Consider the following 22,544-nt stretch of genomic DNA (forward strand, 5'->3'; position numbering starts at 1 on the left):
TGGCAACGGCCGATTGACCAGCCTGGGTGACATGAGCTTCGGCGCCGCCCAGCTCGACCTGCCAGGTACCGCGACTATCGCCGGTGGTGGCGACACCCGGATCAATGTCGGCGGGCTGCTTACCAATCACGGACGCCTGAGCTCCGTCCAGGGGCTGACCGTCAATGCCGGGGCGATCAATAACTATGGTTCGCTCGGCAGCGCCGGGGCGCTGACCCTGAATGCCGGGACGCTGCTCAATTCCGGTGTCAGCGATGCCGAGCACAGCTCGATCTTCAGCGGCGGCGACATGCAGTTGCTGGGCAACAGCTTCACTAATCGCTATGCCGACGTTTACAGCATGGGCAGCCTGCTGGTGGCCGCCAATGCCGGGCAGGCCCAGTCGAGCCTGCTGGAAAACCGCTCCGGCACGATCGAAAGCCTGGGCAACATGACCATTCGCGCCATGACGGTGAAGAACGTCATGGACATCCTCACCTACTCGGAACACGAGAAGTACTACGCCGCAATCACTGAGCTGTCGTGCGCGCCATTTGGGGTATGCCATGTCAAGAAAAAGGGCAATCGGCGCAATGCGGTCTGGCAGCTCACCGAGCGTGATCGCCTGCAGGTGACCGCCAGTACGGCGGCCTCCAGTATCTCCAGCGGCGGGCAGTTGAACATCGGTGCTCGGGAATTGAGCAACGAAAGCAGTGTTATCGCTTCCTCCGGCAACCTGGCGATCGATGCCGTCAGCATCAAGAACCAGGGGGTGGTGCCTCAGGACATTGAAACGACCACCATCAAATACAACCATGTGGATGAGTACCAGGGCGCGGTCGCCGCGGTGAGGGACTTCAATGCCAGAAATGGCACCAAGCCCTCCGCTACCTTCGAAGCCGACCTGGCGCGGTTCAATGCCCTGATGACCGGTACCCGAAAACTGGCGGGTGGTGGTACCAAGGCTCTGGCAAGCAGCGACGGCAAGCGCTTCGACGCCATCATCCAGTCCGGTGCCAGCGTCCAGCTCAACGCCTCGGAGAAGATCGACAACGGCGTAGTGCGTGGTTATTACGCCTATGTCGGCGGCGGCAAGAAGACCGGCGACACCTCGGCGGGCAGCCAGTATTCGACGCCGATCTACATCAACTCGCAATTGCCGCCAGACCTGGCCAAGCAGCAGATCAACCCCTTGGCCCTGCCAGGCTTTACCTTGCCGGTCGGGCAACACGGCCTGTTCCGCCTGAGCAGCGAAGGAGCCGGCGACACCGCGGCAACCCAGCGCAATCCGGCGCCGATGGACTGGAGCATGGGCAGCATCAGCCTGAGATTCGCCGAGCGCGAGCAGAACCTGGCCCAGAGCCAGGCGCGGGCGCTCCAGGCCGCTCCCGTGGCCCCGGTGGCGGCGACCGAGCGCAAGCTGGCGCAGGTTGACGCTGTGCAGCCTGGGGTCGATGTCAGTCTGCCGACGATTGCCGTCGCGACCCCGACGGATAGCGCAGCGGCTGCCCAGCCGGCGGTATACAGCCGTACCCCGGCGGAACAGGTGCAAAGCAGCATTGTGCGGGTCCAGGGCATCCCGACGCTCGACAATCCTCCTCAAGCGCACAAATACCTGGTTGAAACCAACCCGGTGCTGACCAACCAGAAACAGTTCATGAGTTCGGACTACCTGCTGTCGAACCTGGGTTACAACCCCGACAACAGCTGGAAACGCCTGGGCGACGGTTTCTACGAACAACGGCTGATCCAGCAGGCGGTGGTCGCCCGCACCGGCCAACGTTTCATCGATGGCCAGAACTCCGACGAGAAGCTGTTCAAGTACCTGATGGATAACGCGCTGCAGAGCAAGCAGCAGCTCAACCTGGCGATCGGCACCTCGCTGACCTCCGAGCAGGTCGCGGCCCTGACCCACGACATCGTCTGGCTCGAATCGCACCAGGTGAATGGCGAGAACGTGCTGGTGCCGGTGCTGTACATGGCCCACGCCAACAACCGCCTGGCCGCCAATGGCGCGCTGATCGCCGGTCAGGACATCAGCCTGATCGCCGGCAAGGACCTGCTCAACGCCGGCACCCTGCGCGCCACCAACAACCTCTCGGCCAAGGCCGGCAACGACCTGGTCAATAGTGGCCTGATCGAAGCCGGCAATCGCCTGGACCTGCTGGCGGGCAACAACCTGGTGAACAAGGCGGGCGGCATCATCGCCGGTCGCGATGTGAACCTGACCGCCAACGGCGACCTGATCAACGAACGCACGGTCACCAGCCACCAGAACAGTGGCGGTGACCTGCAACAGCGGCGTGACTTCCTTGACAGCGCCGCGCGTATCGAAGCCGCCAATGACCTGACGCTCAAGGCCGGTCGTGACTTCAACAACGCCGCTGGCGTGCTGCAAGCCGCGCGCGATACCACCATCAACGCCGGCCGGGACGCCAACCTCACCGCTGTCGAACAGCAGGACAACGAGACCCGGACCAACTCCCTGCACACCAGCACCAGCCAGCACGGCTCGGTGCTCACCAGCGGCCGCGACCTGACGATCAACAGCGGCCGCGACCTGTCGGCCATCGCCAGCCAGATCGACGCCAAACGCAACCTCGCCATGGCCGCCACCGGCAACCTGACCCTGGCCTCGGCGGCGGACGAACAGCACTCGTACTCCAGCTCCAAGAAGTACAAGGGGCAGTCCGACAAGGTCAGCCAGGTCTCCACGGCGGTGACTGCAGGTGGCAGCGTGGCCCTCAGTGCCGGCAAGGATCTGGAGCTGATTGCCAGTCGGGTGAGTGCGGGGGACGAGGCGTATCTGGTGGCCGGCGGCAACCTGGCGCTGGAGTCCGCGGAGGACAGCAACTACAGCTTCTACAGCAAGACCAAGAAGAGTTCGTCGGGCAAGAAGAGTCGGCTTGATGAGGTGGCGAGTACGACCAATATCGGCAGTTCTGTCACCTCGGGAACCGACAGTGTACTGGTCGCAGGGAATGACTTGCTGATCAAGGGTAGTGATGTCACCGCGGAAAAAGGTGCCGCGAAGTTGATGGCGGGTAATGACGTTCAGATCCTGGCTGTTAGCGACTCAAATAGTGCCCGTCACGAAAGCAGTAAAAGCAAAAGCAGCTGGGGCGGTCTGAAGTCGAGCAAGGTCAAGGATCAGGTAGCCGAGACCCAAACCACGGCAGTCGGCAGCGTCATCTCCGGCAACACCGTGGAAGTGGCGGCCAAGCGCGACGCGACCGTAACAGGCTCGGCATTGGTCAGTACTCAGGACCTGGCAGTTCAGGCTGGGCGCGACCTGACCATCGATGCGGCCGAAAACACCTTCACCCGTAGTGAGTTGCATAAGCAGAAGAACCGTGACCTGACGGGAGTTCTCACGGCCAACAATCTGGGCGTGGACGACATCACGGGCAACCAGCATCTGTCGATCAGGAGCGGGAACCACACCGGTAAGGCGGCGCAAACCACCTTGACGGGCAGTACCGTGGGATCGAGTGAAGGCAGTGTGAGACTTGAGGCTGGGCGCGAACTGAAGGTGGTGTCCAGTGATTTGGTCAGCACCAAGGAGATGAATCTTACCGGTTCCAATGTGACCATCGCCGCGGATGTGGAAACTGCCACGCAAAGCAGCACCGACAGCTCGAAGAGCCTGGCGGTCGGTCGTGTCGTGGGTGGCATGGTCGTCGATACGGTCAAGAGCATTCGTAATGACATCCGTGCAGCCAAGGATGCCGATGATGGCCGTCTGAAGGCAGTCAAGAGTGCTCAGGCATTGCTCTCTGCCTACAACGCGGCCGACAGCTTCAGCGCCGATGCGGCGAATCAATCCCAAGGTAAGCCAGCCAACAGCAGTGGCTCGCTTATCAAGATTGGGACTGAGTTGGGTTCGACCCGAAGCAAAAGTACCAGCGAATACAGCAGTGAAACGGCCAAGCAATCGAGCTTGACCAGTGGTGCAGGTCTGGTCATTTCGGCGGTAGGGGACGCGCCGGGTACCCGGGGCGATATTCATGTCGTGGGTAGTAGCCTCAAGGCAAAAGACACGCTGTTGATGGCGAAAAACGACATCACTCTGGAAAGCGCGCAGGACCGTGCGCAATGGGATAACCAGAATCGCAACAGCAAGACCAGTATCGGCGCCAGCTTCAATATTGGTGATCAGAACGGCTTCACCCTCGATCTCGGGGCGCAGATGGCCAAAGGCATGGGCACGGGCCACTCGGTCACCCAGGTCAACAGCACAGTGGATACTGGCCTGCTCATGCTGAAAAGCGGCCAGGACACCACCCTGGCTGGTGCGCAGGTACGAGCCGATACCATCAAGGCAGAGGTGGGTGGCAACCTTAATATTGCCTCCCGGCAGGACGAAGCCGATCAGAAAAACCGCCAGACCAGCGGCGGTTTCGGCGCCAGCATCTGTGTGCCGCCGTTCTGCTACGGCTTCATGGTGACCGCCAGCGGCAATATCGCCGGTAGCAAGATGAACAGCAATTACCAGGCGGTGACTGACCAGACCGGACTGTATGCAGGTAAAGGGGGATACGACATTTATGTCGGGGCCAATACCCAGCTGCAAGGCGCGGTGATTGCCAGTGAAGCCAGTGCCGACAAGAACCATCTCGACACTGGTCGCCTGATCGTCAGCGACATCAAGAACACCAGCGAAATCAAAAGCCAGTCGGCCAGCCTGAGTGCTTCTTACACCAGCACCAAATGGGACAAACCAGGGCAACCGGTGACGCCAGACAGCGAAAGGAAGTGGGCGCATTCGGAAATGGGCGGCACTCTGCCGCTGGCCCTCAAGGAGTCCGATCACAGCAGCACTCGCAGTGCCGTCAGCGAGGGGACGATCACCATCCGCGATCCAGCGGGCTCCCAGGATCTGGTAGGGCTGAATCGCGATACCAGCAATGCGAATCAGCATCTTGACCGGCCGGACGAGAAGAAGATGCAGGAGCGCATGGATCTGATCCAGAGTTCCGCGCAGCTAGCGAGTACCACCATCAATCTGATAGCTAAAGCCAAGGCGGATTCCGCTAAAGAGCTGCTAAGCAAAGCCAAAACCGATGAACAGAAGGCGAAGGCCAACGCGGCCCTTGCGGATGCTGCTAGCTGGAGCGTCGGCGGTGACAAACGCATCATGGCCGACATTGCCTCGGGCCTGATCGCGGCGGGCCTCGGAGGCGTTGGTGGCGCGACGGCAGTTGGCATCGTTGCCAATACCACGGCCAACGACACCTTCAAAAAGATTGGTGATTACGCTGATGCACAGAAGCGCAATGCTACTGATGACACCAGCCGAGCGGCATGGGCTGAAGGTGGTGCTGCCCGGGTATTGCTTCACGCCTTGGCTGGTGCTGCGATGGGGCTGTCGAGCGGCTCTGTACAGAGCGGTGCGTTGGGAGCGGGGGCGTCGGCAGCCCTGATGCCTGCGATTGCAGAGGCGCTGGGTAAAACTGGTATTGAACAGAGCAATCAGGAAGCTATTGCAACACTCATCGCCACGGGGCTTGGAGCATCGGCCGGATCGCTGGGAGGTACTGCCGGAGCAATCGCAGGTGGCGGTAGCGGGGCAGGGGTCGAGGTTAATAATCGCCAGCATCATCGTGATCAAGAACTTCCGCTGCTGAAGAAAAAAGCCGAGGAGCTGGAGCAGACACTGGGCAAACCGAAGTCTGACGCCCTTTGGGAGGATCTGCTGCTCCTCGCCAGTGGTGAAAAAATTGACGCAGTTGAAAAAGCGCGCTTGGAAGCCTTGGTTGAGAAGTGGGGGAGTGACCCGACCACGGATTGGTTCAAGCGCGATCTGGATGTTGCAAAAAACGCCGTAAAACAGTTGGCGGATCAAAAAATCCCGCTGACCTGGGCAGATGGCAAGCCGATCATTGCCTATGGCAACCCTGTCTATGCGTTCGCCTCGACGCCAGAGCAGTTTAATGACTCAGGTTTGTTCAACGGCCTTGGAAAGGGTTATTACGGCGAACTGACGGCGGCCGAAAAATGGAAGCAGTACGGGAAAGCTCAGGCTGAGGCATACAGCAAGGAAATCCTGGATTTCTCGAGTAACAACCTAGCCTCGAAAAATGCCGCTGATCGGATATTGAAGCTGGCGGTGAAGAATACAGAGTCGGTGAGTATTATCGACGATGTCATCCTGTCGTTGGGTGGAGTGGTCGGAGGTAAGGCTACTCTCAAGACGATATTGGAAGCTGTAGCAGAAAGGCGGGCGGCGAAGAAGGTTGCGGCGGAAGCTGAGGCTTTAGCCGCCAAAGATATGGGGCCCTTTGTACCCCAGTTAAGTAAGTATGAGGATCGGATTAAACTAACACCTATTAATGGTGGGGCGTGGACAGGGGGGCGAGGTGAGTCCAGATTTATATTTGATAATCCTGAGATGAAGAATATCTTGCCTGAGGGGATAGCTTATAAAAATGGGTATCCGGACTTCTCTCCAATAGCAATACAAGAGGTAAGGCTGAGCGGCTTAATATCGTTGGATCGAAATGCCAATTTCAAGGAGGCGAATAGAATGCTGGCCCAAAAGCTAGGGATCAAAGAAAAAGACGTCGCGGGATTCCTGAAAGAGCAGAAGTTTACTTGGCATGAAGTCGAGGATATGAGGACCATGCAATTGGTGCCTTCTTTCATCCATACAGGGAAAGTGGGGTCGATGGACTTTGGAGTGAAATACGGCCACTTTGGTGGTATTGGCGAGAAGACTTTATTGGAGAAAGCAGGGAAATGATCACTGTCGAGGATGAGCTTTTTGGTCGGTTGGAGTTTGATGGGGTTTGGTCAAGACCTTATGAGATTGAGATCTTTAATAGGAAGGTCAATGTTGTACTTATTGTCCAGACTTTTGATGATGACCCTATTTCCAACAATCAAAGAATGACTTTTTTAGAGTTTGCAGGTAGTCAGAAGTCAATTATCGAGCGCGTAGAGGTCGCAGCTCTGAATTACTACCTTTCAAAGGTTGAGGATTATAGAGCATGTTTTGATCGCGATGAGGTCGAGAGAAAGGCACCAAAAACTTGTGACGTTTTTGGGTTTGGAGAGCTGGTTGAATTGAAGCAAATAAAAATAATGTATACGGATGAGGGTCGTGATAGAGAGGTGGGTTTTGTATTTGACGCAGTCTTTGATGAGCAGTTAGGTGTTGGTGTACTGGTCTCTAATGGGGTTGTAATAGATGTAGATGTTCAAGATATTGTATTGGGGTGATTGTATTGCTCTGGGATTGAAATCGAATCAAGGGGATTTAAGGTGTTTGATTAAGGGTTTCTGTATTTGTCGGTGGGACTCCGCCACAGTTACCAACCCTTTCTTCATTATCCGAGCTTGACGTTTTCATTCAATTCAAAGTCTGCCTGCCGCAACCACAGCCCCGTAGCCTGATTCCAATGTACGGGACGGGTGATGGAGTCGTTATTTTTTTCGTTGGTCGGCAGGAATCGCAGACTATTTTCAACCCGTGTTCGGTGATGAATATCGGTGGCGCATGATCAGCCTTAGCCATGTCAAAATTTTAGTAAGTATCTGGGCTAATTTTTTAACTGATTGAAAGACAGGGCGGCTTAACACCGCCCATTACTACTTAGATTGAAAGCCTTTCTTGCAGCCGCCGTCCCGTCACATCCATCAAATCACACCCATCACGTAGCAGGATGGTGCAGACTAATGTCAGCTCCTGAAGAATGACTGGTTCTCGATGTGAGGCTTCAGCTATCGAAAAGCTTTCCAGCAATTGTGTCACTGCACGAATGCGATAAGCCGCGGCGCTGTGCAATACGTCGACGGGGGCTTGGGTGTCGATAAGCAAAGAGGGAATGTTGCAGTCGTGGCCGGTAATGGGCATGTAGCGGTTCATATGTGTAACTCCATTCAGTTGAAAAGAGCTATCACTCAAACGTCGCCAAACGAAAGGTGGCAGCTGTACGCGGGTTGGCGAGCCGGGAATGGAAAACCGACAGGCCCGAAGGCCTCCCGCGCACAACTGCCGTAAAGCAGCTTTGCATGCGCAAAAGCTTCTGTAATTAGAAATCTTTTGCACACCATTCCCCAGGTCGCCAAACCCGGTCGCCATCTGGGCGACCCACCGACTGTAAATCGCACTGTGGTTGGCGGGAATAAGGGGAGTGCACAGCAGGCTGTAGGGCTTTTCTGATTAGCCCAGAAGGAAGCTGTCGGCTTGGCGGGCAGCTCCAATGCTCAATAAAACACCCCGTGCGTTTCCCAGAATACGGCTTCCTGCAAAAAGCTTCGGGCAATACTGGCACTCTGCTAAAAGTGCTGGGTCCAGGTGAGAACTTTCAGCCCCAAGCTCTGTTACCATTCGGCGCGCACATCCATTCGGCAGGGGCTGTAGCGGCTGTTTCAGCGGTTCTGCCCGCTGTCTGTCTCGGGTAACACCCTGCGCGGGATGTGCACGCATAGCCTCCTGATTTCCAGACGGCACCGTCTTTTGCACGGTGCTTTCGATGCTCCTGTCTGTACCTGATTCCGAGGGGTGGAAGCCCCTTCGCCTATTCACCTGTCAAAGGATGATGGAGCTTTTGAACCAAGGCTCCACACTGGGAATACGCTCATGAACTACCTCGAACGCTCCATGTCTGCCCTCCGCTCGGTCGGTATCAACTTTCCCACCCAGGATGCACCCGTGCTGGCGCTGCTGGACAAGGTGGCGGTGTACGACGCCAACCGGGTGACCAATATCGCCGCGACCTTGCAACAGTCCACGGTGTTCAATGCTTCGGTGCGCGACAAGTTGCAGAGCATGGATATCAGCACCCGTTATGCCGATATCGCCGCCAGTTTCGATTCGATCCAGGCCGATGCGCAGCAGATGATGGAGTGGATGGCCGACGGCAAGCTGCAGTTCTCCGAGCGGATCCAGCTGACCTGGCTGAACATGCGCCGTGGCTCGATTCCGGATCGCTTCGAGGACATTCGCAAGAATTATCTGGCGGTGGCCAAGTCGGCCAATGAGCAGATCCAGCTGGAAACCCTGATTCTCGAGGCTTACCAGGATTATCGGCTGGCCATGAAAACGGCCGAGGTCGATGCCTGTGAGGTGCAGAAGGTGGCCCAGGCGCAGCTCGATGCCGGGCGTAAAACCCTGGCGGACGCCGGTACGGCGCTGGAGGTGGCCGAGCTGGAGGCGGCCGAGCGGGTGAAGCTGGAGCTGGCGCGGGATGTGGCGTTGCGCAACCTGCAGGACGAGGACAAGCGCTACCAGATCATCACCGACATCGCCGATCAGCTGAAGGCGGGCTACAACGCGGCCGAGCTGGTGTTCGCGCGCTTGAGCCAGTACCACTCGGTGAAGGAGCGCCTGTATCAGCGCGCCGTGAGCTTTTTCGCCACCAATGAAATCGTGCTCACCGGCCTGGCGGCGGGCTTCACGTCGTCCGGCGGGTTGGCCGAAGTCACCCAGACCCTCAATGCCATGAACGACGGCATAAACTCCAGCCTCGAGGCCCAGGCCAAGGTCGGCGGGGAGCAGCTCGAGGCCGCGCTCAAAGCGGGCTACGGGACCAACCTGAAAGTCAGTTCGGTCAAGGCCCTGGCCGAGGCGGTGGTTGACTTCCAGGCCAGCAGCCTGAGCCTGATCCAGGAGCTGCGCAAGGAGTCCGCTTCGGCGGCCGCCGAGATCGAGTCGATTACCGAGGACAGCAAGCGTCGCTTCAGCGCGCTCCTGCAAAAGGGGCTCTGAGGTGAGCCAGGTTTCCCTCACCGAACAGATGGGGGCCATGGCCCTGATCGACGAGCTGCGGCACAGCCAGGCCGAGGTGCAGAAACACCTGGACCTGCCTCGGCACCGGCAAGCGGTGGCCGAGCGGATTCGCGAGTTCTACCGCTCCCGGGGGATCGAGGTCGAGGATGCCCTGGTCGAGGAGGGAGTGCGCAACTTCTTTGCGGCCCGTTTTACCTACCAGTCCCCACCGCTCGGCTTCTGGTCAAGACTTCTGGCTGAGTTCTACATCAGTCGCAGTAAATGGCTCGGACCTGCGTCCGTCGCTTTTGTCTTGAGCGGGGTGGTGATATTCGGCTTTTCTTTCTCGTCGAGTTTTTTGGGCGGGATGAAGACAAGTCTTGTCCAGGGCAAGGTCGACAGGGCCCAGGGGCTTGCACAAAGTGAGGCTGTGCAGCTTGGACAACTGCAAAATCGCCTGTCCGCGCTTGAGGCCGATATGTTTGCGGCAAATGTGCCGGCAGCAGAGCGCATGTTCGAGCTGGCTAGAGAACGGCTGGATCGGGTTCGTGGCCTGATGCGGATCACACTCCCGTCGAAGGTCTCCGCCGAGAGCCGGAAACATGACCTCGCACTGGTCGACCAGGCGAACAAGAATTTGCAGCAAGGCACTGCTGATCTCCAGGCTGTCGAGGCTTGGTTGAATGACCTGTCGCAGCTCCTGGCTGCCGAAGCGAAATTGAGAGAGCTGCTGGCCTCTGTCCCGTACACCTCACTCAGCAGTACCTTCCCTGAATTGATGGCCCAGGCTGCCGATGCGCGATCCGCGCTGGACCATGCCGACACCCAAGGGGTGCCGGCGGCGCGGACAGCGGTCGATAAGCTGGGCGCCCTGATCCCCCGGATCAACATGATCAGCCCCTATCTCACCCGCTTGCAGGACGCACAGAACGGGGTCCGCAAGATGGGGTTGAGCACAGAGGACTTGGCTCAGTTTCAACCCCTGTTGTCAGCGGTGAATGAGGCTGTCTTGGGGCTGAATACGGCGGCGGCCGAGCATGGCCTGCAGGAGCTCGAGCGACTGCGGACCGTCGCAGCCACGCCGTTGACGCTGGAAGTGGTCAGCCGTACCGGCGAGAAGTCGATGATCGAACGCAACTATGATCCGACTGGAGGCAAGACCTGGTATCTGCTGACCGAGGCGAGCGATGCCTCAGGCAATGTGGTCTCGGTACCCATCACCAGCATCGAGAGCGGGGAACGGCGTTATGCCTCGATCTTTGGCGTGCGCGTCAGCCAGGCAACCTATCAGGCCGCCAAGAATGACAAGCTTCTGGATGGTCATGTCGATGATCGCTTGATGGGTAAAAAGGCGGCCAACTCGTTGGCCTTTACCTTCGTTAAAGGGCCTGTCAAAACCAAACCCGATTACATCCTGGAGTGGTAATGAACTCGAGCAGCATGATTGCGTCCCTTGGCGAGAACTCTCGGCGATACGAGGCCGAACTGCGTAGGTTCCAGCTCGAGTTGTCCAATGCCCACGAGCAGGAGCTGCGCCTGCAACAACAGATCGCTGGCGTCTTTCCACAGATTGCCAACCTTCAGTTGGCCGGCGGGGCTCGGCTGTCGGACGAGGTTCAGCGTTTGCTGGGTCAGCGGGAGCGGACCGAGTCTGGGTTGCGTGAGGAGTTGGCGGTGGCGGAGGCGGGGGTTGCCAAGCACCTGCAGGAGATGTCGAGGGTTTCCCAGGAAATCGAGGCCCTCGTTGCCGATGTCAACCGGCAGTTGAGGGTAGAGCCGGCGTACCAACAGCAAGCCGCGATCCTCGCGGAAGCTGTCGAGCGCTGCAACGAGGCGGCTGCGTCTTACCAGGAGCTGCGTGATGAATGTCGCGGCAAGCTTCGGGTTTTTCAGACCGAGCCGCTGTACCTCTACTTGAAGGGCCGCGGGTTCGGTACGGATCGTTATGTTGGCCGAACGTTCTTTCGGGAATTGGATCGATGGATTGCCCGCCTGTGTAATTTCCCGCAGAACAGTGGGGTCGAGCAGAGCCTTCTGGCCATGCAGGAAGCCAATGAGGGCGCCCAGTGGCAACGAGACAGCCATCGGGCCGTTCAGGAGGCCGAGCTGGCGCGGCTGTATCAGGAAGCACTGGCCGGCACCCTGTTATCGGTGCTGCAAGCGCGCCTGAAGACGGAGCGCGAGGCCGTGGAGGCCGGCAAGGCTCAGGCCAATGCCGTTCATGAGCGTCTGGGGCTGTTTGTCTCCAAGGGGGACGAGCATTTTGCTCAGGTTGCTGAATTGTTGTCCCGACAATTGGCCGAGATGAGTGATGCCAAGCTTGAGCATCTGGCCGGGCAGACAGCGACGCAGCAGGACGACGAGCTGGTGCAGAGGGTGCGTGATTTACGCGCTGAACTCGATGATCTGCGGCTGCGCGTGCCGTTCCTGGAGATGAAGTGCAGGGATACCGAGCGCGACTATGCGAGAGCCAAGCAGCTTGAGCGCGATCTGCAGTCGGGTGGGTATATCAGCAGTAGCTACAGCTATTCCGCAGGTATGAATCTTGACTCTCTGGTTGCCGGGTTCATGCAGGGCGCGCTGTCCCTCTCCCAGGTGGCGAATGAGGTGGGGAGCCATCGCCGCGCAAGCAGGCCGGCCCCGAGCTTGTGGAGCAGTGGTTCCAGCAGCGGCTCCAGCGGCAGCTCGAGCAACAGTTCCAGCAGCCGCCCGAGCAGTTCCTCAAGCAATAGCTCAAGTTCCAGCAGCTCGTTCAGTTCTTCCCGATCGACGGGTGGGGGCGGGTTCTCTACCAGCGACAGTCTCTAGACCGAGTATTCCTGAGGTGCAGAAAACGGGGCAGCACAGACTGCCCCGTATCGTTTCGCCCAAGCCCAGAGCGGCTTACAACGCCTTCACCGGAATGCAGATCTCACACTCCAGCTCCCCTGTCTTCATGTCGTATTTCGCATCCACCGGATAACGTTCGAACGCTGGCCGTGCATCGAATTGCATGCCGCTCTTGGGCAGCCAGTCGCGGCACAGTTCGGTCCAGGCGTCGGCGATGTCGGGGCCTTTGCCCTGGTAGTGGGCGACGGCGTAGAGGCCGCCGAGCAGAGTGGTGACAACGACGGGGGCGTTGGCCTTGAAGTCGGCAGGGACTTCGACGCAGGCGTCGTAGCGGCATTTTTCAGGTGGGGTGACGTAGGGATCGTCGTGGCCGATACCATAACGCACGCGGCCCAGCAGACCGTTCTCGACCATCCAGAGGGCGACGGTGTCGCGCCAGAAGGTGCCGATGCCCGGCCCGTAGGGGCCGATATAGCGCAGGTAGGCGACGCGGACCGGAGGCAGTTCCTTGAGGGTGACGTTCATCGTGAGCTCCTTCAGGTGGATGAAGGCGTCAGGATCGTCGAAGGCCGGGATGTGTGTCTGATCAGGATTGCTCAATTCTCGCAGGCGCCGTTCGCGGACGTCACTGAGGCGGCGGTGCCAGCGTTTGGGTTCGGTGCTGCGCCAGGTGCTCGGGGTGACCGAGAAATGCTGCTTGAACGCCCGGGAGAACGCTTCGCCGGAGCTGAAGCCGACTCCCAGTGCCACCTCCAGAATGCTCATTTCTGGATGGCTGGCCAACTGATAGGCAGCACAGGCCAGGCGGCGTCGGCGCAGGTAGTCGCCCAGGGTTTCGCCGACCCAGGCGGTGAACAGGCGATGGAAGTGAAAGGGCGAAAAATGCGCGACCTGCGCGAGTTCGGCCAGCTCCAGCGGCTGGTCCAGGTGTTGGTCGATATGCTCCAGCACCCGGTTCATGCGCAGGGTGTATTCGTGGAGGCTGTGATAGGCAGGGCTCATGGAGCCAAGTTTAGCCGGGGGCCAAGCCAGAGTTTTGTGTCGAGCGGATTTTTTCCATCGGCCGGACGAACGTGATCGCGAGCCAGCTCCTGGGGCAGCGGGCTGGCTCGCGATCGCGGCCTAGCGCTCAGGAGCCGCCATGGCAGCAACTGGCGGCCGGTTTGTCATCATAACGATCATGGTGCCTGACCCAGTCCATGATCTGTTCTTCGTTGCGCCCCTTGGGTGTCAGGTCCAGGTAGTTGTAGGCCCCCACCAGCAGGTCCAGGCCACGGGCGTAGGTGGAGTAGGTGTGGAGGATCTCACCGGCTTCATTGCGGTAGAACACGCTGAGGCCGGGCAGCTCTTCTTCGGCGCCGTCGGTTTTTTCGTAGTTGTAGGTGGCGCTGCCGGCGGCGACCTCGTCGGCCCGGGCGCAGACCCCGAAGTCGTAGTTGAAATCACAGCCGGCGGACGAAACCCAGTCGAACTTCCAGCCCATGCGCCGCTTGAACGCCTGGAACTCGGCGAAGGGCGCGTGGGACACCGCCACCAGCGCGATGTCGTGGTGGGCCAGGTGCTGGTTGGCGCCGTCGATGTGATCGGAAAGGAAGGAGCAACCCGGGCACCCTTCGTCCCAGCCTTCGGCGAACATGAAGTGGTAGACCACCAGTTGGCTGCGACCGCCGAACAGATCCGCCAGGCTCAGTTCGCCGTGGGGGCCCTGGAAGCGGTAGGGCTTGTCGACTTTTACCCAGGGCAGGGCACGACGCTCGGCGCTGAGCTGGTCGCGTTGGCGGGTGAACGCCTTTTCGTGAATCAGGTGCTGCTTGCGGGCCTGTATCCATTGTTCCCGGGATACGACCGGATGATCGTTGAGGTGCATGATGTCTTCTCCTGCGACAAGGTGGCGCGGCGACAGTGCCTACACAGGCTAGTCGTTTCACCCGTGGGCAGATCGACAGCCGCCGGACGGTTCCGCCCAACGGTCGCCCGCCTGTCCCACCTCGTTGAATGGCTATTCAGGCGTCACTTCTGGCGTGCCGTCTTCATGCATTTCAACGCTTCGAATTCATCGCGCACGCTCTGCAGCTTGTTGCGCAGGTGATCACGCTGGGCTGGCGTGCTTTGGGCCATCACGTCCACCAGCAGGCTGCGCGCCGCCTGTTCGCTGTTGGCATAGGCCTGGCGATAAGCCGGTGTCCAGAAGCTTTCGCGATCCACCAGCAGGCGCTCGATGCGGTTATCGAAGTCGCTGCTCTGGCGTCGCTCCAGCGCGGCACTGAACTGCGCCTGCCAGTTGGCCCGGTTGGCCAGCCAGAGCTGGTTCTGTTCGCCAAGGGAGGTTGACCAGTCCGCCACCCGCTGGGTCTGCTCGGGCGTGAGGGGGCCGAGCCAGGTATTCAGGCGTTTGTCCATGCGTTCGGCGCGCAGTTTGATCTGTTGCTCCAGTGGCGGCTTGAGGTATTTGCTGCGGCGTTGGCGCATGTCCTTGGCGAAGGCTGCCTTCATTTCCGCGACCTGTCGGTCGTCCAGGCCCCGCAGCAACTCGACGGCCGAAGGCACAATTGCGCGGGCGGTCTGGGCAATGGCCTGCTTGGCGTCGCGGGTGAGCTCTTGCAGCTCGGCATCCTTGACCTGATTGCGTTCGACCATCTGCTGCAGACGGTCCAGCCACTCCAGGTAGTCGGGTAATTGTGTGCTGCAGTGCCAGATCAGGTGTTCCTTGAGGCGCTGGTTGAACCAGATTTTCTGCTCGCGGTTCATTTCCAGGTAGTCGCTGAGCGTCCAGGGAATGATCACATCGAGGTTGCGGTAAGCCAGGCCGACACGGTTGCAGGAGGTCAGCACCAGGCTCAACAGCAATAACAGGGTGAGGTGTTGCAACCGGCGTGACATGGCGAATCCTGGTAAAGGCCTGGGTTTGTAAGGCATGGGTTTCTGATCTGAGCCGGGAAAGCCTCCGGCCGTTCAGCCGCTCAATAGAACGAATGCTCGGCCTTGAAGGTGAGCAGCCCGTCGCATTGCGCGTTATGTCCAGAATAGGCCGAACAATCGCTGCCGTTGAGGTTGGAGTCGCTGTAGATCAGTTTCAGGTCGATGCCCATCCAGGGGCGGGAGAACTTGATCGACCAGTCGTTGAAGCTGCCGACATAGCCATTGCTCACCGAAACCGGGTTGCCTAGCTGATGAGTGGTGTACTTGATGCTGACGCCGATGCCGAAGGGCTGGTTGCCGCCCAGGTCGGCGAACAGGGTGCTGTTGCGCTTGTCCGGGTCCTGGCTGAACGCGGCGCCGAAACGGCTGCCCAGCAGCGTCAGGCCGCCGTAGAACTCCTGGCTGTCCTGCGGGGCCAGTTGCGGGTAGTTGTAGTGGATCATCCCCACCTCATAACCCAGGGTCTGATCGAAGGGGCGCTTGAAGCCCAGGTAGGAGTCCACTTCCAGGTCGCTCTCGCCCAGGCCCATGCTCGGCGACCACTGGCCGATGTACCAGCCGCTGTCGTGGGTCAGGTCCAGGCCGCCATGGAACGAGCCGCTGGCCGAGGGTTTGACCAGGCCCTGGGCCATGCTGCGGCTCGGGGTGCTGCTGAGCTTGAGGTCGAAGTCCCCCAGTTCGCGCTGGAAGATCTGCCCGTGGGCCAAGGGGCTGGCGAGGAGGCTGGCAAGCAGCACATGGGAGGGTTTGAGCATGCTTCACTCCATGAAATGCGAGGAGCAGGAACCGCGGAACCTACTGAAATGCCCGATCTAGACGTGTGCAAGGATACCGGCGAAACCTCGGGGATGAGGGCCGTTCGTCGATTTCTACTGGAGGGAAGGGATCAGAACTCTAGTCCTAGCGCCTTGAGGTTCAAAGCGCTTAGGGACCAGGAGGTATTGCGGGGAATTACTTCTTGCCCAGGCTGATCTGCTTGGACGGGCCGAAAGTCTGGCCGCTGACGCCTTTGGCAATTTGCTGGATCTCGCCGCCGGACTTCAGGAAAGCAGCAATCTGATCGTTGATCGATTCGCTGGTTTCAACGGCTGGAGCTGGCTTTGCTTTGCTGTTGGATGCTTTTACACGCATGGCGGCCATTAACCTTCAGAAAATTAATTTGGCCAGCCATCATACATGAAATGCTTGACAATTGCTTGGTAAATATCTTCCTGAAATAACAGCGGAAAACTCCCGAATATTCCTAAGTTGGTCTCGGGAATATCCCCATAAGCTGCTGTTTTAAATAAAGACAATGGCACAAAGAGAGGCTTGTTTGGGGGCGCTGAGGCAAAAGCCGCTGCCGGTTGGCCTGACGGGCGGAGCCGGTTGCTGGCGCAAAGCCATAAAAATCAAGGTATTCAGGAAAATATCCGTTGCTATCCGGCGACTCGGGCCAACCAGGCCCGGAAAACCGGGTAGAATGCCGCCCACGCAATGAGGGTATTGGAAATGGCTTTAGTCGGGCGCTACAACAGTTTGCAAGTGGTTAAACACACTAACTTCGGTTTATATCTGGACGGCGGGGCGGACGGCGAAATATTGCTGCCCAATCGTTATATTCCCAAGGATATTCCCAGTGAAGATGAAGACTGGTTGAATGTTTTTGTTTATCTGGATAGCGCCGACAAGTTAATTGCAACTACCGAAAAACCAAAAGTTCAAGTCGGTGAGTTCGCCAGTCTTAAAGTCGTGGAAGTTAACAGCATCGGTGTGTTCCTCGACTGGGGCCTGCCCAAGGACCTGCTGCTGCCGTACTCCGAGGAAAAGCGTCAGCTGACCGCCGGCGAGTATTGCGTGGTGCACGTCTACCTCGACAAGCACACCCGTCGCATCACCGCCACGGCCCGCCTGGACCGCTACCTGGACAAGGCTCCGGTGACCTACAAGGTTGGCCAGGAAGTCGATCTGCTGGTGGCCGAGAGCACCGACATGGGCTTCAAGGCGATCATCAACAACAAGCACTGGGGCCTGATCCACAAGAACGAAGTGTTCAAGTTCCTGCGTCCGGGCAAACAGGAAAAGGGCTTCATCAAAGAGATCCGCGCCGACGGCAAGATCAGCCTCAGCCTGCAACCGGTGGGCGAAGAACTGGCCAGCAGCCTGAACGCGAAGATCCTCGCCAAGTTGCGGGAAAACAACGGCACCCTGCCGGTCAGCGACAAGAGCGACCCGACGGTGATCAGTGGCCTGTTCGGTGTCAGCAAGGGCAACTTCAAGAAGGCCATCGGTGCCTTGTACAAGAACGGCCAGATCGTTATTCATGCCGACCGCATTGAACTGACCTGAGTATTCGTTCTCTCGAAGCTTTTTTCGGGCGTGTTTTTCTGTCCGTTTGGTTGATAATCGACAGCACATCCATTCTTCGCCCCGGACCGGTTCCGGGGTTTTGTCGTTTCTGTCGAGTAACTGCCATGTCCATGAATCTGCCTGAGGGGCTGCGGTGAGCATCGAACGGCGCAGCGCCGATGGGTTCGCGCTGCAAGTGATGTTGGGGCTGTGCCTGATCTGGGGCGTGCAGCAGGTGATGATCAAGTGGGCCGCGGCGGATATCGCGCCGGTGATGCAGGCCGCCGCCCGTTCGGGCATTTCGGCGCTGCTGGTGGCCCTGCTGATGTGCTGGAAGGGCGGCTGGTCACAGATTGGCAGTACCTGGCGCGGCGGTTTGCTGGCCGGCGGCCTGTTCGGCCTGGAGTTCCTGTTTATCGCCGAAGGCCTCAAGCTCACCAGCGCCGCGCACATGTCGGTGTTTCTCTATACCGCGCCGATCTTCACCGCGCTGGGGGTGAACTGGCTGCTGCCCAGCGAACGCCTGAGGCCCCTGCAATGGCTGGGGATCCTGCTGGCGTTCGTCGGTATCGGCGTTGCCTTCGCCGGCGGCATCTCGCTGGATAACCTGGACACGCGCATGCTGCTGGGCGACGCCCTGGGCGTGCTGGCCGGCCTGGCCTGGGGCGCGACCACTGTGGTGGTGCGCGCTTCGCGCCTGTCCGAGGCGCCGGCAACCCTGACCCTGTTCTATCAGTTGATCGTCGGTTTTGTCGGCCTGCTGCTGATCGCCGCGCTGAGCGGCCAGGTCACCCATGTCAGCCTGACCCCGGTGGCGGTGGCCAGCGTGCTGTTCCAGGGGCTGGTGGTGTCCTTTTTCAGCTACCTGACCTGGTTCTGGCTGCTGCGCCGTTACCTGGCCGCCAACCTGGCGGTGTTTTCCTTTATGACGCCGCTGTTCGGCGTCACCTTCGGGGTCCTGTTGCTGGGCGAACCCCTGAGCCTCAATTTCGTGATCGGCGCGGTGCTGGTGTTGCTGGGCATCACCTTCGTCAGCGCCGAACAGTGGCTGCGCCGGCGGATCCGCAGCCTGCTGTAACCCCAGGCTCAGGCGGTGGCGTGGCACTCCCGGGCAAGCGGTTGTTGGGTCAACAACAAGACCCCTGCCAGCAGCAGGCTGCTGCCGGCGACGATCAGCGCCGGTTGCAGGCTACCGCTGAAATGGCTGCTCAGGGCCGCCAGCAGTGGCCCGCTCAACTGGCCCATGGCGAAGCAGGCCGTGAGCAAACCGGCGTTGCGCTGGGCGGCGTGGGGCGCCAGCTCCCGCGAGCGCTGCATCACCAACTGCATGCAGGCCAGGAACGGCGCGCCGCAGAGAATCACCCCCAGCGCCAGGCCGGCGCCATTGCCCAGCAGACAGGCGAAGACCCCGGCGGCTTGCAGCCATAAGGTCGCCATCAGCCAGTGCCGGGTGGCGTTCGGGCTGTGTCGGCGCAGGCTGACCAGCCCCACGCCGATGGCCGCCGCCAGACCGAAGCACGGCCAGAACAGGTCGGCCTGCCATTGCCCTTGAAAGCGCGCGCTGGCCATCTGTGACAGGAAGGTTGCCGGGATGATGTAACCCAGGCCGTACAGCGCATAAATCAGCCCGAGGCGGGGAATGCCGGGCTGGTTCGAGGCGTGTGGCATCTGTGCCGCCAGCGCGGGCAGGGCGGGTTGCGGCAGGATCGGCAGGATCACCAGCAGCATCAGCAGGGCGGCCGCGGCGTACACCAGCCACAGGGTCGCGGAGCTTTGCCCCAACAGGTTCGAGCCCAGGGCCAGCAAGCCAGTGAGGAAAATCCCCAGCCCGGGCCCGGCAAACACCAGGGCGCCCAGGCGTGGCCGGCCGGCGGCCAGGGCCAGCGACTGGCTCAGGGCGGCGATCATCACCATCACCCAGGCACTGGCCACGCCGGTGCCGAAGCGCAATACCGAATGCGCCCAGAAGCCGTCGGCCCAGAACGAGGCCAGGGTCAGCAGCACGCACAGCCACAGCCCGCCCAACAGACGTCGGCGGACCTGGGCCGGGCGGCGGGCGAACATGGCATCCAGCGCGCCGATGAAATACCCCAGGTAGTTGGCGGCGGCGATCAGGCCAGTGTCGGTCAGGTCGACCTGGCCCTCGCTCAGCAGGTGCGGCAGCTGCGGGGTGAGGGCGAAGCGACCAATGCCCATGGCCATCATCAGGGCAATGAAACTGGCGAGTAAGCGAATCAGCGGTGACATGGGCCGGGCTCCGTCGAAGAGGCAATGACCCTCAGGCTAGGACTGATTGACTTTCTATAAAAATGAATAATATTAAGTAACTTGTTCGCTTTTGGAGAATGGTCGTGGAGTTCAGCCAGTTGCGCATCTTCCAGGCGGTCGCCGAGGAAGGTTCCATCACCCGGGCGGCCGAGCGCCTGCATCGGGTGCCGTCTAACCTGTCGACGCGGCTCAAGCAACTGGAAGAGCAACTGGGGGTCGAGCTGTTCCTGCGGGAACGGCAGCGGCTGCAACTGTCGCCGGCGGGCAAGGTGCTGCTCGATTACGCCGCGCGCCTGTTCGCCCTGCGCGATGAGGCCCATGGGGCGGTGCAGGGCGGTCAGCCGGCCGGGGATTTTGTGCTGGGCACCATGTACAGCACGGCGGCGATTCAATTGCCGGCGCTGCTGGCGCGTTACCACCGCGCCTACCCGGCGGTGAACCTGCAGGTGCAATCGGCGCCCAGCAGCGAGTTGCTCGAAGGCTTGCTGGCCGGGCGCCTGGATGCCGTGCTGGTGGACGGCCCGCTGGAGCTGGCCAGCCTGGACGGGGTGCCGCTGTGCGATGAAAAGCTGGTATTGATCAGCGAAGCGGATCACCCGCCGATCCGCAGCGCCCGGGATGTCGAAGGGCGCGCGGTGTTCACCTTTCGCCGCGGCTGCTCGTACCGCCTGCGCCTGGAGTCCTGGTTCGCCCATGACCATGCTGCCATGGGGCGGGCGATAGAAATCGAGTCCTATCAGGGAATGCTGGCCTGCGTGATTGCCGGGTCCGGGGTGGCGCTGATGTCGGCGTCGATGCTCGCCAGCCTGCCCGGTCGCGAGAGCGTGGCGGTCCACCCGCTGGCCGAGCCATTCGCCAGTGCCACCACCTGGCTGATGTGGCGCAAGGGCATGCTCGGCGCCAACCTCAATGCCTGGATCGAGCTGCAACAGGCGAGTCAGACGGATCAGCGGGCGACGGCCTGAAACGGGCAGGCTGATTCAGATTAATCCGGTAACAGATCATTGCCATCCAGGTTGAGCAATGCGCGGAACTTAGCGCTATTATCAGAGCTAAGCGGCTCCTGAACCCTGCCGCTGGGCATGACCCTTAAGGGGGGCACTATGAAAGAGAAACTGCAAAACTGGCTTCACGACCTCGGGGTCGCACTGGGACTGATCGAGCCGCCATTGCAGCCGGTACCAATCCGCACAGACGACGAACAACGGCGTCGGCAACAGCGTCGCCGCTAACTATCGGCTCGGGAGTGGGGCAGGCATCCAGCCTGCTCCCGTCACTTTTCAGCCGCGCGAGGGCAGGTTCACTCGCGAACGGTTGCCGCCTTCTGATTCAACCCCGTCAACTCGCAACCCGCCAATGGCATTCAGTGCCGTGAAATCCTTAGCGCCGTGAAATCTTCAGCAGAAACCGGCTCAGGTCATTGGCGCTGTTCGCCGCCTTGAGCATCTGGTCTTCTTCGTGGGTGAAGGCGGTCACTCCAAACTCATCTTCCAGGTGGAAGATCAGGTCCTCGATATCCTGCTTGTCCAATCCCAACGCCTGCAGACTCAGGTCATCGGAAAATCCGTCATTGCCATCCAGCAGGCGGCTGATGAAGTCATGCACGGCTTGTCGGACTTCGGCTCTATTCATGTCGCTCTTTTCGCCAGGGGCCTGCGCAGGGGCTTTGAAGCGGGCGGGATTGTGTGCAGTACAGCACAGCTTCATGGGTGCCGACGGATCCAATCCGCGATCATCGCGCGCAGCTGCGCGCCCGAAAAACTGCCGAAATGGCCACCGTGCACGGTACGCACCGGCAGCTGGTACAGGCGTTTCAGGCTGGCGGCGTAGTCCTCCAGGTTGGAGTGGTAGGCGTCTTCGACCAGCGGGCCGTCGTAGATGATGTCGCCGCTGAACAGGGTGCCGCTGGCCGCCTCCCAGAGGCTGATACCCCCCGGGGAATGGCCGGGCGTATGCAGCACCTGGAGGCTACGGTTGCCCAGGTCGAGTACGTCGCCTTCCTCGATCAGGCGCGTTGCCGGGGCGGCCTTGACCCGATATTCGGCGTAGCACAGCGGGCAATCCGGGTGGGCCTCGAACATCTCGTCGCCGACGTAGGCGGCAGACAGGGTATTGGCGCCGTCGGGCGCGGCGAGGATCTGCGCTTCGGCCGGGTGCACCAGGCGTTCGGGGAATTCGTGATGCCCGGCGATATGGTCGAAATGGCAATGGCTGGCCACCGCCAGCAAGGGCCGTTCGGTGAGCCAGGGCAACTGCTCGCGCAAGCTGATCAGGCCGGAGCCGCTGTCCAGCAGCAGGTCCCTGTCGCGGCCCTGGATATGCCACAGGTTGCAGCGATAGAACGGCCGGATATAGGGCTCGTGGATCAGCCGAATCCCGTCGCTCAGGTTTCTGACTTCGAACCAGCGGTCGCGGCTGACAATCTTCATCGACTTTCCTCCAGGCGAAAAAAAACGGGTGCAGCCACCGACGCTGCACCCGCCGAAGAAAAATGTACGGCGTCTGACCT

General features: G+C 60.1%; 18 protein-coding genes. 9 read left to right on the forward strand and 9 right to left on the reverse strand.

The window, feature by feature from the left end; translation table 11 throughout:
* Positions 1-13: 13 nt before the first annotated feature.
* Complete coding sequence (locus C4K38_RS07765; protein ID WP_081364267.1) at positions 14-6,721, forward strand: hemagglutinin repeat-containing protein; 6,708 nt, start codon at positions 14-16, stop codon at positions 6,719-6,721.
* Positions 6,718-7,200, forward strand: a complete 483-nt coding sequence (locus tag C4K38_RS07770; RefSeq protein WP_053277884.1) for a DUF6985 domain-containing protein — start codon at positions 6,718-6,720, stop codon at positions 7,198-7,200. The genes C4K38_RS07765 and C4K38_RS07770 overlap by 4 nt, the downstream gene beginning before the upstream one ends.
* Before the next feature lie 373 nt (positions 7,201-7,573).
* Here the strand turns inward: C4K38_RS07770 and C4K38_RS07775 are convergent, their stop codons facing one another.
* A complete protein-coding gene (locus C4K38_RS07775) occupies positions 7,574-7,846 on the reverse strand; it encodes a hypothetical protein (protein ID WP_053277885.1) in 273 nt (90 codons plus the stop codon).
* A 717-nt stretch (positions 7,847-8,563) separates the two neighbouring features.
* Between C4K38_RS07775 and C4K38_RS07780 the strand changes: the two genes are divergently transcribed.
* From C4K38_RS07780 to C4K38_RS07790, 3 genes are read left to right on the forward strand one after another with little or no spacing between them, the layout of a single operon-like run.
* Positions 8,564-9,691, forward strand: coding sequence for a hypothetical protein (locus C4K38_RS07780; RefSeq protein WP_053277886.1), 1,128 nt, complete (start codon positions 8,564-8,566; stop codon positions 9,689-9,691).
* Position 9,692: 1 nt separating this feature from the next.
* The gene (locus C4K38_RS32455) at positions 9,693-11,117 is read left to right on the forward strand and encodes a DUF6384 family protein (protein ID WP_053277887.1); all 1,425 of its coding nucleotides are present in this window, start codon (positions 9,693-9,695) and stop codon (positions 11,115-11,117) included.
* The gene (locus C4K38_RS07790) at positions 11,117-12,499 is read left to right on the forward strand and encodes a coiled-coil domain-containing protein (protein ID WP_053277888.1); all 1,383 of its coding nucleotides are present in this window, start codon (positions 11,117-11,119) and stop codon (positions 12,497-12,499) included. Before C4K38_RS32455 ends, C4K38_RS07790 begins: the two co-directional genes overlap by 1 nt.
* A gap of 75 nt (positions 12,500-12,574) precedes the next feature.
* Here C4K38_RS07790 and C4K38_RS07795 read toward each other — a convergent pair whose 3' ends face one another.
* The 5 genes from C4K38_RS07795 to C4K38_RS07815 form a co-directional block, all read right to left on the reverse strand.
* Complete coding sequence (locus C4K38_RS07795) at positions 12,575-13,522, reverse strand: AraC family transcriptional regulator (protein ID WP_053277889.1); 948 nt, start codon at positions 13,520-13,522, stop codon at positions 12,575-12,577.
* A gap of 127 nt (positions 13,523-13,649) precedes the next feature.
* A complete protein-coding gene (locus C4K38_RS07800) occupies positions 13,650-14,387 on the reverse strand; it encodes a DUF899 domain-containing protein (RefSeq protein WP_053277890.1) in 738 nt (245 codons plus the stop codon).
* Positions 14,388-14,530: 143 nt separating this feature from the next.
* Positions 14,531-15,400 carry a DUF6279 family lipoprotein gene (locus tag C4K38_RS07805; protein ID WP_053277891.1) on the reverse strand — a complete coding sequence of 290 codons (870 nt, stop codon included), beginning with the start codon at positions 15,398-15,400 and terminating at the stop codon, positions 14,531-14,533.
* Positions 15,401-15,480: 80 nt separating this feature from the next.
* Positions 15,481-16,194 carry a TorF family putative porin gene (locus C4K38_RS07810; RefSeq protein WP_053277892.1) on the reverse strand — a complete coding sequence of 238 codons (714 nt, stop codon included), beginning with the start codon at positions 16,192-16,194 and terminating at the stop codon, positions 15,481-15,483.
* A gap of 196 nt (positions 16,195-16,390) precedes the next feature.
* Entirely contained in the window at positions 16,391-16,579 is a 189-nt protein-coding gene (locus tag C4K38_RS07815) for a PFL_1563 family small protein (protein WP_016702300.1), read from the reverse strand.
* A 351-nt stretch (positions 16,580-16,930) separates the two neighbouring features.
* Here C4K38_RS07815 and C4K38_RS07820 point away from each other — a divergent pair, with 351 nt between their 5' ends.
* Both C4K38_RS07820 and C4K38_RS07825 read left to right on the forward strand, forming a co-directional pair.
* Positions 16,931-17,767, forward strand: coding sequence for a CvfB family protein (locus C4K38_RS07820; protein WP_023968236.1), 837 nt, complete (start codon positions 16,931-16,933; stop codon positions 17,765-17,767).
* A gap of 154 nt (positions 17,768-17,921) precedes the next feature.
* A complete protein-coding gene (locus C4K38_RS07825) occupies positions 17,922-18,845 on the forward strand; it encodes a DMT family transporter (protein ID WP_053277893.1) in 924 nt (307 codons plus the stop codon).
* Positions 18,846-18,853: 8 nt separating this feature from the next.
* Here C4K38_RS07825 and C4K38_RS07830 read toward each other — a convergent pair whose 3' ends face one another.
* Positions 18,854-20,014 (reverse strand): MFS transporter, encoded by a 1,161-nt coding sequence (locus C4K38_RS07830; RefSeq protein WP_053277894.1) that lies wholly within the window; start codon positions 20,012-20,014, stop codon positions 18,854-18,856.
* Positions 20,015-20,118: 104 nt separating this feature from the next.
* Here C4K38_RS07830 and ptrR point away from each other — a divergent pair, with 104 nt between their 5' ends.
* On the forward strand, positions 20,119-21,000 hold the full coding sequence (gene ptrR / locus C4K38_RS07835; protein ID WP_053278333.1) for a putrescine utilization regulator PtrR: 882 nt from the start codon (positions 20,119-20,121) through the stop codon (positions 20,998-21,000).
* Positions 21,001-21,138: 138 nt separating this feature from the next.
* Positions 21,139-21,267 carry a PA1414 family protein gene (locus tag C4K38_RS32700; RefSeq protein WP_009042667.1) on the forward strand — a complete coding sequence of 43 codons (129 nt, stop codon included), beginning with the start codon at positions 21,139-21,141 and terminating at the stop codon, positions 21,265-21,267.
* Positions 21,268-21,415: 148 nt separating this feature from the next.
* Here C4K38_RS32700 and C4K38_RS07840 read toward each other — a convergent pair whose 3' ends face one another.
* Together C4K38_RS07840 and C4K38_RS07845 are read right to left on the reverse strand one after the other, a co-directional pair.
* Complete coding sequence (locus tag C4K38_RS07840) at positions 21,416-21,667, reverse strand: phosphopantetheine-containing protein (protein WP_053277895.1); 252 nt, start codon at positions 21,665-21,667, stop codon at positions 21,416-21,418.
* Between the two features lie 71 nt (positions 21,668-21,738).
* Entirely contained in the window at positions 21,739-22,464 is a 726-nt protein-coding gene (locus tag C4K38_RS07845) for an MBL fold metallo-hydrolase (RefSeq protein ID WP_053277896.1), read from the reverse strand.
* Between the last annotated feature and the right edge of the window lie 80 nt (positions 22,465-22,544).

Origin of the sequence: Pseudomonas chlororaphis subsp. piscium, from assembly GCF_003850345.1 — a bacterium.
Lineage (GTDB): Bacteria > Pseudomonadota > Gammaproteobacteria > Pseudomonadales > Pseudomonadaceae > Aquipseudomonas > Aquipseudomonas piscium.

Bases quoted from the DNA above. Each gene is read 5' to 3' on its own strand.
- C4K38_RS07770 (WP_053277884.1), top strand. From the start codon at position 6,718: ATGATCACTGTCGAGGATGAGCTTTTTGGTCGGTTGGAGTTTGATGGG.
- C4K38_RS07775 (WP_053277885.1), bottom strand. From the start codon at position 7,846: ATGAACCGCTACATGCCCATTACCGGCCACGACTGCAACATTCCCTCT.
- C4K38_RS07780 (WP_053277886.1), top strand. From the start codon at position 8,564: ATGAACTACCTCGAACGCTCCATGTCTGCCCTCCGCTCGGTCGGTATC.
- C4K38_RS07790 (WP_053277888.1), top strand. From the start codon at position 11,117: ATGAACTCGAGCAGCATGATTGCGTCCCTTGGCGAGAACTCTCGGCGA.
- C4K38_RS07795 (WP_053277889.1), bottom strand. From the start codon at position 13,522: ATGAGCCCTGCCTATCACAGCCTCCACGAATACACCCTGCGCATGAAC.
- C4K38_RS07800 (WP_053277890.1), bottom strand. From the start codon at position 14,387: ATGCACCTCAACGATCATCCGGTCGTATCCCGGGAACAATGGATACAG.
- C4K38_RS07805 (WP_053277891.1), bottom strand. From the start codon at position 15,400: ATGTCACGCCGGTTGCAACACCTCACCCTGTTATTGCTGTTGAGCCTG.
- C4K38_RS07810 (WP_053277892.1), bottom strand. From the start codon at position 16,194: ATGCTCAAACCCTCCCATGTGCTGCTTGCCAGCCTCCTCGCCAGCCCC.
- C4K38_RS07815 (WP_016702300.1), bottom strand. From the start codon at position 16,579: ATGGCCGCCATGCGTGTAAAAGCATCCAACAGCAAAGCAAAGCCAGCT.
- C4K38_RS07820 (WP_023968236.1), top strand. From the start codon at position 16,931: ATGGCTTTAGTCGGGCGCTACAACAGTTTGCAAGTGGTTAAACACACT.
- C4K38_RS07830 (WP_053277894.1), bottom strand. From the start codon at position 20,014: ATGTCACCGCTGATTCGCTTACTCGCCAGTTTCATTGCCCTGATGATG.
- C4K38_RS32700 (WP_009042667.1), top strand. From the start codon at position 21,139: ATGAAAGAGAAACTGCAAAACTGGCTTCACGACCTCGGGGTCGCACTG.
- C4K38_RS07840 (WP_053277895.1), bottom strand. From the start codon at position 21,667: ATGAATAGAGCCGAAGTCCGACAAGCCGTGCATGACTTCATCAGCCGC.
- C4K38_RS07845 (WP_053277896.1), bottom strand. From the start codon at position 22,464: ATGAAGATTGTCAGCCGCGACCGCTGGTTCGAAGTCAGAAACCTGAGC.